The sequence below is a fragment of the Senegalia sp. (in: firmicutes) genome (assembly GCF_052088025.1).
Classification (GTDB): Bacteria; Bacillota; Clostridia; order Tissierellales; family SIT17; genus Anaeromonas.
In genome coordinates this window covers 1-11,341 of sequence record NZ_JBQCYD010000061.1, presented here as the reverse complement: position 1 = coordinate 11,341, position 11,341 = coordinate 1, and the positions used below count along the sequence as shown (strand labels likewise).

10 protein-coding genes are annotated in these 11,341 nt (G+C 29.0%); all 10 read left to right on the top strand.

Annotated features, from left to right (window positions below; translation table 11 throughout):
- Window positions 1-26 precede the first annotated feature (26 nt).
- The 10 genes from lepA to ACTHUW_RS11685 all read left to right on the top strand — a co-directional run bounded on the left by lepA (window position 27) and on the right by ACTHUW_RS11685 (window position 11,313).
- Window positions 27-1,841, top strand: coding sequence for a translation elongation factor 4 (lepA, locus tag ACTHUW_RS11730; RefSeq protein ID WP_442197929.1), 1,815 nt, complete (start codon window positions 27-29; stop codon window positions 1,839-1,841).
- Between the two features lie 52 nt (window positions 1,842-1,893).
- Complete coding sequence (hemW, locus tag ACTHUW_RS11725) at window positions 1,894-3,024, top strand: radical SAM family heme chaperone HemW (protein ID WP_442213365.1); 1,131 nt, start codon at window positions 1,894-1,896, stop codon at window positions 3,022-3,024.
- A 106-nt stretch (window positions 3,025-3,130) separates the two neighbouring features.
- Window positions 3,131-4,171, top strand: a complete 1,041-nt coding sequence (gene hrcA / locus ACTHUW_RS11720; protein ID WP_442197931.1) for a heat-inducible transcriptional repressor HrcA — start codon at window positions 3,131-3,133, stop codon at window positions 4,169-4,171.
- A 25-nt stretch (window positions 4,172-4,196) separates the two neighbouring features.
- On the top strand, window positions 4,197-4,751 hold the full coding sequence (grpE, locus tag ACTHUW_RS11715; protein WP_442197932.1) for a nucleotide exchange factor GrpE: 555 nt from the start codon (window positions 4,197-4,199) through the stop codon (window positions 4,749-4,751).
- Window positions 4,752-4,785: 34 nt separating this feature from the next.
- Window positions 4,786-6,636, top strand: coding sequence for a molecular chaperone DnaK (gene dnaK / locus ACTHUW_RS11710; protein WP_442197933.1), 1,851 nt, complete (start codon window positions 4,786-4,788; stop codon window positions 6,634-6,636).
- 76 nt (window positions 6,637-6,712) lie between these two features.
- The gene (dnaJ, locus tag ACTHUW_RS11705; protein WP_442197934.1) at window positions 6,713-7,861 is read left to right on the top strand and encodes a molecular chaperone DnaJ; all 1,149 of its coding nucleotides are present in this window, start codon (window positions 6,713-6,715) and stop codon (window positions 7,859-7,861) included.
- A gap of 90 nt (window positions 7,862-7,951) precedes the next feature.
- Window positions 7,952-8,902, top strand: a complete 951-nt coding sequence (gene prmA, locus ACTHUW_RS11700; protein WP_442197935.1) for a 50S ribosomal protein L11 methyltransferase — start codon at window positions 7,952-7,954, stop codon at window positions 8,900-8,902.
- Window positions 8,895-9,647 carry a 16S rRNA (uracil(1498)-N(3))-methyltransferase gene (locus tag ACTHUW_RS11695; RefSeq protein WP_442197936.1) on the top strand — a complete coding sequence of 251 codons (753 nt, stop codon included), beginning with the start codon at window positions 8,895-8,897 and terminating at the stop codon, window positions 9,645-9,647. Before prmA ends, ACTHUW_RS11695 begins: the two co-directional genes overlap by 8 nt.
- On the top strand, window positions 9,648-10,946 hold the full coding sequence (gene mtaB, locus ACTHUW_RS11690) for a tRNA (N(6)-L-threonylcarbamoyladenosine(37)-C(2))-methylthiotransferase MtaB (protein ID WP_442197937.1): 1,299 nt from the start codon (window positions 9,648-9,650) through the stop codon (window positions 10,944-10,946). It begins immediately after the preceding gene.
- Between the two features lie 22 nt (window positions 10,947-10,968).
- Window positions 10,969-11,313 carry a histidine triad nucleotide-binding protein gene (locus tag ACTHUW_RS11685; RefSeq protein ID WP_442197938.1) on the top strand — a complete coding sequence of 115 codons (345 nt, stop codon included), beginning with the start codon at window positions 10,969-10,971 and terminating at the stop codon, window positions 11,311-11,313.
- Window positions 11,314-11,341 lie beyond the last annotated feature (28 nt).

The following is an 11,341-nucleotide window of genomic DNA, read 5'->3' as shown; positions in this document are numbered from 1 at the left end:
AATATTTCCTAAACAAGGAGGAAAATATGGATATAAGAGAAAGAAGAACTAGAGTTAGAAATTTTTCTATAATCGCTCATATAGATCATGGAAAGTCAACACTTGCAGATAGATTGATACAAAGCACAGGACTTGTAACTCAAAGAGAAATGCAAGAACAACTTTTAGATAATATGGATTTAGAAAGAGAAAGAGGTATAACAATAAAGCTCCAAACTACACGTCTTGTATATAAAGCAAAAGACGGAAAAGAATATATATTAAATCTAATAGACACTCCAGGACATGTAGACTTTAATTATGAGGTATCAAGAAGTCTTGCAGCATGTGAGGGAGCCATACTTGTAGTTGATGCAGCTCAAGGAGTTGAAGCACAAACCCTTGCTAATGTATATTTGGCACTAGATCAAGAACTTGAGATATTACCTGTAATAAACAAAATAGATTTGCCAAGTGCAAGACCAGATGAAGTTAAAAAAGAAGTTGAAGATATAGTAGGGCTTGATTGCGAAAATGCACCATTAATTTCAGCAAAAGAAGGATTAAACATAGAAGATGTTTTAGAAGATATAGTAAAAAATGTTCCACCACCAAAGGGTGACAATGATAATCCATTAAAAGCACTTATATTTGATTCATATTATGATGCATATAAAGGTGTAATTGCTGATGTAAGGGTAATGGATGGAGTTATAAAAAAAGGCATGCAAATAAAAATGATGGCAACAGATAAATATTTTGAAGTTACAGAAGTAGGAATATTTTCACCAGGAATGCTTGAAATAGATGCACTTAATGCAGGAGATGTAGGATATGTTGCTGCAAGTATAAAAAATGTAGTTGATGCAAGAGTAGGAGACACTATAACTAATGCTAAAAATGGAGCTAAGGAAGCTCTACCAGGATATAAAAAGGTGACACCAATGGTTTATTGTGGTATTTATCCAGCAGAGGGTGAAGATTACAATAATGTACGTGAAGCACTAGAAAAATTACAAGTAAATGATGCAGCCCTTGATTTTGAAGCAGAAACATCTGTAGCACTTGGTTTTGGTTTTAGATGTGGTTTCTTAGGTTTGCTTCATTTAGAGATAGTTCAAGAGAGATTAGAGAGAGAATTTGATTTAAACATAGTAACTACTGCACCTAGTGTTATTTATAAAATCAAAAAAACAGATGGTCAATTAATTGAAATACAAAATCCAACTAATATGCCAGAAACTCAAGAAATAGAATATATGGAAGAACCAATAGTTGAGGCTTCTATAATGAGTCCAACTGATTTTGTAGGTCCTATAATGGATTTATGCCAAAATAGACGTGCAACCTTTAAAACTATGGAGTATTTAGAAGAAACTAGAGTAGTACTTCACTATGACATACCTCTTAATGAAGTAATATATGATTTTTTTGATGCTTTGAAATCTAAAACAAAAGGTTATGCATCATTTGATTATGAATTAAAAGGATATGAACAATCACAATTAGTTAAATTAGATGTTTTAATAAACAAGGAATTAGTAGATGCATTCTCAATTATTGCTCATAAAGATAAGGCATATGATAGAGGAAGAATGATAGTTGAAAAATTAAAAGATGTTATTCCAAGACATATGTTTGCAGTGCCTATACAAGCAAGCATTGGAACTAAGGTAATAGCAAGAGAAACCATAAGGGCACTTAGAAAAGATGTTTTATCTAAATGCTATGGTGGAGATATAAGTAGAAAGAAAAAATTATTAGAAAAGCAAAAAGAAGGAAAGAAAAGAATGAGACAAGTAGGAAATGTAGAAGTTCCTCAAGATGCTTTCCTTGCAGTACTTAAATTTGATGATAAGTAAAAAGCGAACATATTTTTAAGTTCGCTTTTTCTTATATTTGTGAGGTGATTTTTTGAAAGATGCTGCATTATATATTCATATACCATTTTGTGTGAAAAAATGTGACTATTGTGATTTCACATCTTTTTCCTATGATGATAAAAAAATAGATGAATATATATCCTTATTATTAAAAGAGATAGATATGTATGGTGAAAAAGTAAAGAAATATAAATTTAAGACCTTGTTTTTTGGAGGTGGTACGCCTTCATTAATAGATGAAAAATATATAAAATTAATTATGGATAAATTACATGAAAAATTTAATCTTGATTTAGAAGAAGTTACAATTGAATCAAATCCTAAAACATTAAATGAAAATAAATTATTAGCATATAAAAAAATGGGCATAAATAGAATTAGTATAGGAGTACAATCTATAGATGATGATATATTAAAAGATATAGGTAGAATTCATGATTTTAATGATTTTTTAAATACCTATCAAATGATAAAGAAATCAGGAATTTCAAACATAAATACAGATATAATGTTTAATTTACCTAATCAAAGTGTAGAAAATGTATTAGAGACCTTAAATAAAATGATAAAATTAAATGTTCCCCACATATCCTTTTATAGTTTGGGAATAGAAGAGGGGACTTTGTTTCATAAAAGATATAGTGAGGGGAAATTAGATATTTCAGATGAAGATAAAGAAAGAGAAATGTATCACAGGGGAATAGAGCTTTTAGAAAGCAATGATCGTCTGCAATATGAGATATCCAATTTTTCAAAGGAAGATTATGAATGCAAGCATAATTTATATTACTGGCAGCTAAAACCATATTTAGGCCTTGGAATATCTGCTCATTCTAATATGTTTTCTAAAAGATTTGGAAATACTAAAAATTATATAGAGTATAAAGAATCTATATCAAATGATAAATTTGCTATATATTATAGTGAGGACATTGATAAAGAGACAGAAATGAGTGAATATATAATTTTGGGCTTAAGATTAAATAAAGGAATATCAAAAAAAGATTTTAAAGAAAAATATAATATAGACCTAGAAGAAAGACATAAGGAAGCTTTAGTTAGAAATGAAAAAAATAATTTAATTAAAAATGAAAATGATAGAATATATCTTACTAAAAAAGGATTTGATTTATCAAATATAGTTTTTTCTGAATTTATATAATTTAATAAAATGACTTGACAAAAGGCAAATAAAATGATATTTTTTTATATAGAGATTAGCACTCGAACATGTAGAGTGCTAATAACTATTTGAAAAGGGTGATACAATGAAGATAGATGGAAGGAAATTAAAGATATTACAGGCTATCATCCATAATTATATAATAAATGCTGAACCAATTGGATCTAGAACCATATCAAAAAAATATGATTTGGGTGTTAGTCCAGCAACAATTAGAAATGAAATGAGTGATTTAGAAGAGTTAGGGTTTTTATTACAACCACATACCTCAGCTGGAAGAATACCATCCAATAAAGCTTATAGATTATATGTTGATAAGCTTACAGAAAATCAAAATTTAACTAAAGAAAAATTAAACAAATTAGATAAAAACATGTTAGAAAAAATAGGTAGGATTGAAGAGTTAATAGAAAATAGTGCATCAATACTATCAAAATTAACCAATTATACATCACTAGCTATTGCTCCACAATTTAAACTTAGTAAAATAAAGCACATACAATTAGTACCAGTAGATGAAAAAAGAGTATTGCTTGTAATAGTTACACATTCAGGTATTGTAAAAAATACAATATTGCGACTTGAAAAATCAATATCTAATAAAGATTTAAATATAATATCTAATATCCTTACAGAAAATTTAAAAGATGAAATGATTGGAAGCATAGGAACAATACTAGAAAATGACATGAGTCATAATATATATGAATATAAAGATGTATTAGATTCATTAATTACAACTATTAATAATTCATTTAATAGTATTGACACTATAGAATCCTATTCTAATGGTATTACAAAGATATTTAATTTTCCAGAATATAATGATATAGATAAGGCCAAATCTTTTATATCATTTATACAAAACAAGGATAATGTTATAGATATGCTTGTTAATAATGAGTTAGCAAACAACCATAATTTAGGGATTTCAATAGGTGAAGAAAATACCTATGATGAAATAAAAAATTGTAGTTTGATCACTGCAACCTATAAGGTAAATGGCAAAATAATTGGAAAAATTGGAGTGATAGGTCCTACTAGAATGGAGTATTCAAAAGTTATTCCAGTAGTTCAAAGATTATCTTTAGATTTATCTAATATATTAAAAAGATATTTTGAGTAGTTATTACTAAAAAGAGGTGAAGTAGTTGAATAAAGAAGAAAAAGATTTAGAAGAAGAATTAAAGCTAGAAGAAGAAGATTTAGCAGAAGGTGAAATGGAAGAAGAAGATGAAACTGAAGAAATTGAACAAACAGAAGAAGTAGATAATAAATCAGATGAGTTCAACAAATTAAATGATAGTTTTTTGAGACTTCAAGCTGATTTTACAAATTATAAAAGAAGAGTTGAAAAAGACAAAGAATCTATTTATCAATTTGCTAATGAAAAATTAGTATTAGAATTATTAGATGTAATAGATAACTTTGAAAGAGCATTCGCATCTGCAAGTGAAGATGAAGAAAAAGAAGGTTTTTATGAAGGTGTTGTAATGGTATATAAGCAACTTCTAGAAATATTACAAAAAAATGGTTTGGAAGAAATTGACTCTAAAGATGAAAAGTTTGATCCTAATTTACATCATGCAGTAATGCAAGAAGAAAGTGATGATGTAGATGAAGAGATAATTATAGATGTATTTCAAAAAGGTTATAAACTAAAAAATAAAGTAATAAGACCTAGCATGGTTAAAGTAGCAAAATAAAAATATTTTAAGAAAAATTTAGGAGGTAATTAATTTGAGTAAGATTATAGGAATTGACTTAGGAACAACAAACTCATGTGTTGCAGTAATGGAAGGTGGGGAATCTGTTGTTATACCAAACTCTGAAGGTAATAGAACAACTCCATCAGTAGTGGCATTTACAAAAGAAGGCGAAAGATTAGTAGGTGAAACAGCAAAAAGACAAGCAGTTACTAACCCAGAAAGAACTATTATGTCTATAAAAACACATATGGGTTCAAATCATACAGAAAATATTGATGATAAGAAACTTACACCACAAGATATATCTTCAATGATTCTTCAAAAATTAAAGACTGATGCTGAAAGTTATTTAGGTGAAACTGTAACTGAAGCAGTTATAACTGTACCAGCATATTTTACAGATAGTCAAAGACAAGCAACAAAAGATGCAGGAAAAATAGCAGGACTTAGCGTTAAAAGAATCATAAATGAGCCAACAGCAGCATCACTTGCTTATGGACTAGACAAAGAAGATGAACATCAAACAATAATGGTATATGACTTAGGTGGAGGTACATTTGATGTATCTATACTTGAACTTGGAGATGGAGTATTTGAAGTTATATCTACTAAGGGAGACAATCATTTAGGTGGAGATGATTTTGATAAGGTACTAATTGATTATTTAGCAGAAGAATTTAAAAAAGAAAATGGTATAGATTTAAGAAATGACAAAATGGCTCTTCAAAGATTAAAAGAAGGAGCAGAAAAGGCTAAGAAAGAATTATCTTCTACAATGAAGACTAATATCAACTTACCATTTATTACAGCAACTCAAGAAGGACCAAAGCATTTAAATATGGATTTATCAAGATCTAAATTTGAAGAATTGACTTCTCATTTAGTAGAAAAGACATTAGGACCTATTAGAAATGCTTTAAAAGATGCAAATATTAGTGCTAGTGAATTAGATAAGGTTATATTAGTTGGTGGTTCTACAAGAATACCAGCAGTACAAGAAGAAGTTAAGAAATTAACTGGAAAAGATGCACATAAGGGAGTTAATCCTGATGAAGTTGTAGCACTTGGAGCAGCAATACAAGGTGGAGTATTAAGTGGAGAAGTTAAAGATGTATTATTATTAGATGTTACACCACTATCTCTTGGTATTGAAACATTAGGTGGAGTATTTACAAAGCTTATAGAAAGAAATACAACAATACCTGCTAAGAAAAGCCAAACATTCTCAACAGCAGCAGACAATCAAACAGCTGTAGATATTCATGTATTACAAGGTGAAAGAGAAATGGCTACTCATAATGTTACCTTAGGTAGATTCCAACTTACAGGAATACCATCTGCACCAAGAGGAGTTCCTCAAATCGAAGTAACATTTGATATAGATGCTAATGGTATAGTAAATGTATCAGCAAAAGATTTAGGTACAGGAAAAGAACAAAAAATTACTATAACAGCATCAACAAATTTATCTGATGAAGAAATAAATCAAAAGATTAAAGATGCAGAAATGCATGAAGAAGAAGATAAGAAGAAAAGAGAAGAAATAGAAACTAAAAATACTGCTGAATCTACTGTTTATCAAACAGAAAAAACACTTAAAGATTTAGAAGATAAAATAAGTGCTGATGAAAAATCAAAGGTAGAAGCAAAAATAGAAGAACTTAAAGCCGCATTAGAAAATGATAACACAGAAGAAATAAAGACAAAAACAGAAGAATTAAATACTGAATTCCATGCTATTTCACAAAAAATGTATGAAGAAGCTGCAAAACAGCAACAAGCTCAAGGTGAACAAGGTCAAACTGGTTCACAATCAGCTGAAGATGACAATGTAGTTGATGCTGATTATGAAGTAGTAGATGAAGAAGAAGAAGAAAAATAATTAAATTATACTAGAGCTAAATCATTTGATTTAGCTTTAGTATTTTAAAGAAATTTTGTGATTAGGTGGTGGAAACTTGAGTAAAAGAGATTATTATGAAATATTAGGTGTAGGTAAAAATGCTGATGAAAAAGAAATCAAAGGCGCATATAGAAAACTTGCTAAAAAGTACCATCCAGATTTAAATCCTGATGATAAAGAATCTGAAACCAAATTTAAAGAAGCTAGTGAAGCTTATGAGGTTTTAAGTAATTCAGAAAAAAGACAAAGATACGATCAATTTGGGCATGAGGGTGTAAATGGACAAGGTGCAGGTGGTTTTGGTGGAGGATTTAGTGGCCAAGGCTTTGATTTTGGAGATATATTTGGTGATGTGTTTGGAGATATATTTGGAGGTGGCGGTGGTGGTTTTTCTAGTGGCAGAAGGAGAAATGGTCCTAGAAAAGGCGCAGATATAAAAGTTGCTCTAGATATATCATTTAAAGAAGCTGCTTTTGGAGTAGAAAAGAAAATAGATATAAAAAGAACAGAAGAATGTTCTAAATGTCATGGTACAGGTGCAAAATCAGATAGTGATAAAAAGACATGTAGCACATGTAATGGAGAGGGGCAAGTAAAACAAGCTCAAAACACTCCTTTTGGACAATTTGTAAATGTTAAAACATGTCCAACATGTGATGGAACAGGAGAAATAATATCTGATCCATGTACAAAATGTAATGGAACAGGCACAGAAAAGAAAACAAAAAGAATTACAATCAATGTTCCAGCAGGAGTAGATACAGGTTCAGTAATCCCACTTCGTGAAGAAGGGGAACCAGGAGAAAAAGGTGGGCCTAGAGGAGATTTATATATTTATATAAATGTATTACCTCATGAAATATTTATGAGGGATGGAAATGATGTCATATTAGAATTTCCTATAACATTTGTTCAAGCAACATTAGGTGATGAGGTAGAAGTACCTACACTTGATGGAAAGGTAAAATATAAAATAAATGAAGGAACCCAAACAGGTACCGTATTTAGACTTAAAAACAAAGGTATACCAAGTGTAAGAGGATATGGTAGAGGGGACCAATACGTAAAAGTAGTCATAGAAGTACCTAAAAACTTAAATGATGACCAAAAAGATATATTAAGAAAATTTGCAGAAGAAACTGGCGAAACGGTTCATGAGCAGAAAAAAGGCTTCTTTGATAAAGTAAAAGACATATTTGGTTAAACTAAAGATAAATAATCATCTGCTAAAGATGATTATTTATCTATTTTTTGATATAATCTAAAGTATAAATAATTTTAGGGATGTGAATATATGAAATGGATCGAAGTTCAAGTGAAAACTACTACCGAAGCTGTAGAAACAGTAACTAATATTTTATACGAAGCAGGAGCTTGTGGATTAGTTATTGAGGATCCAAAAGATATAAGTCATTTTGAAACAGATAATGAAAAATGGGATTATATTGATCCTAGTCTACTAGAAAGTGAATTTGAAGGAGCAATAATAAAAGGATATTTTGAAGAAAGTGAAGATTTGATTGATATAATCGAACTTATTAAAGACAACATAGAAATGATTCCTTCATATCAACTTGATAAAGGTCTTGGGGAAGTAACCACATCCGAAATTGAAGATCAAGATTGGGCAGCTACATGGAGAAAATATTACAAACCTAAAAAAATAGGTGAAAAAATAGTTATAAAACCTAGCTGGGAAGAATATGAAAAAAAAGAAGAAGAAATAATAATAGAAATGGATCCAGGAATGGCATTTGGTACTGGAACGCATGAAACTACAATGATGTGTGTTAGACAACTTGAAAAACATATCCATCAATTTGATACAGTATTTGATATAGGAACAGGTACAGGTGTACTTGCTATAGCAAGTGCTAAACTGGGTGCTGTAAATACTATTGCAATTGATTTAGATCAAGATGCAGTGAGTGTAGCAAAACAAAATGTAGTGAAAAATGGAGTATCAAATACAGTACAAGTTAAATATGGGAATCTATTAGATATAATAGATGGAAAAGCAAATGTAATAGTTGCAAATATAGTAGCAGATATAATAAAAATCTTATCAGAAGATATTAAAAGATTTCTAGAAGATGATGGAGTATTTATATCATCAGGAATAATTTTGGATAAAGTAGATGATGTAAGAAAATCTTTAGAAGAAAATGGACTAAAGGTGATAGATGAAATAAACTTAGGTGAATGGGCATGTTTAGTTTCTAAGATAGGTAAAATAGATGAATAGATTTTTTGTAAATATTGATAATATAAAGGATGAAAATATTATAATAGATAATAAAGATGATTTAAAACATATGAAAAATGTCTTAAGATTAAAAGAAAATGAAAAAATAGAAATTTCAGATGGCTTAGACAATGAATATATAGTTCAAATAAAAAACATTACAGATGAATTTATTGAAACTCTAATATTAGAAAAAACAGATATCAAGCGTGAAAGTAATATAAATATTACCTTATATCAAGGCTATCCTAAATCCTCAAAAATGGAATTTATAATTCAAAAAGCTACTGAATTAGGAGTGAAAAGAATAGTTCCTATAATAACTGATAGAACTATAGTTAAAATAAATAACAATAAAAAAGAAGAAAAGAAATTAGAAAGATTTGAAAAAATAGCATTTGAAGCAGCAAAACAATCAAAAAGGGGAATCATACCAGAAGTTCCTCAAATAATGAGTTTAGAAAGTGCTGTTAAAGAAATGCAAAAAAATAATAGTTTTATAATAGTTCCTTATGAAAATGAAAATAAAATTTATATAAAAGAAGTTTTAAAGAAAACAAAAGAAAAAGATATAAGCATAATTATAGGACCAGAAGGTGGTTTTTCTGAATCAGAAATAAAAAAATTACAAGAAATAGGAGCAAGTATTGTTTCACTTGGACCTAGGATACTTAGAACAGAGACAGCAGGACTTACATTAATATCTATAATTATGTATCAATTAGGAGATGTAGGAGGGATTTAAATGGAATCTGTATCATTTTATACACTTGGATGTAAGGTAAATCAATATGAAACTGATGCAATAGCTGAATCCTTTAGAAATAATGGCTATAATATAAACAATCATAATGAAAAATCTGATGTATATGTAATAAACACATGCTCAGTTACAAATCTTGGTGAGAGAAAATCCAGACAATTTATTAGAAAATCAAAAAAAGAAAATCCACAGGCCATAATTTGCGTGGTAGGATGCTATGCTCAAATCTCACCAGAAGAAGTTTCAAATATTCCTGGAGTAGATTTGATAATTGGTACAAAAGAAAAAAATAGGATAGTAGAATTATGTGAAAAAGCAAAAAAAGAAAATACTAAAATTAATATAGTAGAAAATGTAATGGATATAAGAAAATTTGAAGAATTAGATGCAAATTCTATCCAAGAAAATACTAGAGCATATATAAAGATTCAAGAAGGTTGCAATCAATTTTGTTCATATTGTATAATCCCTTATGCTAGAGGACCTATTAGGAGCAGAGACTTTGAAAACATTATAAAAGAAGCAAAAACATTAGTAAATAAAGGATTTAAAGAGCTAGTACTTACTGGTATTCATGTAGCTTCCTATGGAAAAGACTTAGGTGAAATCTCACTGATAGATGTCATAGAAGAAGTTCATAAAATACAAGGACTTAAAAGAATTAGATTAAGTTCAATAGAACCAATGCTAATCACAGATGAGTTTATGAAAAGATTAAGTAGACTCACAAAAATATGTCCGCATTTTCACTTGTCACTTCAAAGTGGCTCAGATACTGTGCTTTTTAGAATGAATAGAAAATATAATACAAAACAGTACAAAGAAAGAGTAGAAATTATAAGAGCTTTCATGCCAGATGCTGCTATTACAACAGATATAATAGTAGGTTTTCCTGGTGAAACAAAGGAAGAATTTGAAGAGACATATGAATTTGTAAAGGAAATAAAATTTGCAAATGTCCATGTATTTAAGTATTCAAAAAGAGAAGGAACACCAGCAGCAGAAAAAAAAGATCAAATTCATGGAACTATAAAAAATGATAGAAGTAAAAAACTAATAGACTTAGCAGAAGAACAAAGTAAAGACTTCATGAAAAAGTTTTTAAATAAAGAAAAAGATATATTGATAGAAAGCACATCAAGAAAAGAAGGATATATGGAAGGCTATACTGATAATTATATAAGAGTAGCAATAAAGGCTAGTAAAGAATTAGAAAATGAAATAATTGATACAAAACTTATAGAAATAGAAGATGATAAAGTTTTAGGTGAAATTATTTAAAAAATAATTGGAGGTGAAAAAAATGAATGATTGTATTTTTTGTAAGATATCAAAAGGTGAAATCCCAGCAGATATAGTATATGAAGATGAAAAAGTGATAGCCTTTAATGATTTACAAGCCCAAGCACCTACTCATGTATTAGTAATACCAAAAAAACACATAGCTTCTTTAAATGATATAGAAGAAGATGATTTAGAATTAATATCTTATATTTTTGATAGAATACCAAAACTTGCATCAAAATTAGGAATTAAAAAGTCAGGATATAGGGTAGTCAATAACTGTGGAAGTGATGGAGGACAAAGCGTAAATCATATTCACTTTCATCTATTAGGTGGAAGAAGCTTACAGTGGCCACCTGGTTAAAAAGATTTTAAATTAAAAATAAAATAGT

What these genes read in the sequence shown, in the direction of transcription:
- mtaB (WP_442197937.1), top strand. Translation starts at nt 9,648, where the DNA reads ATGGAATCTGTATCATTTTATACACTTGGATGTAAGGTAAATCAATAT.
- ACTHUW_RS11695 (WP_442197936.1), top strand. Translation starts at nt 8,895, where the DNA reads ATGAATAGATTTTTTGTAAATATTGATAATATAAAGGATGAAAATATT.
- lepA (WP_442197929.1), top strand. Translation starts at nt 27, where the DNA reads ATGGATATAAGAGAAAGAAGAACTAGAGTTAGAAATTTTTCTATAATC.
- hrcA (WP_442197931.1), top strand. Translation starts at nt 3,131, where the DNA reads ATGAAGATAGATGGAAGGAAATTAAAGATATTACAGGCTATCATCCAT.
- ACTHUW_RS11685 (WP_442197938.1), top strand. Translation starts at nt 10,969, where the DNA reads ATGAATGATTGTATTTTTTGTAAGATATCAAAAGGTGAAATCCCAGCA.
- prmA (WP_442197935.1), top strand. Translation starts at nt 7,952, where the DNA reads ATGAAATGGATCGAAGTTCAAGTGAAAACTACTACCGAAGCTGTAGAA.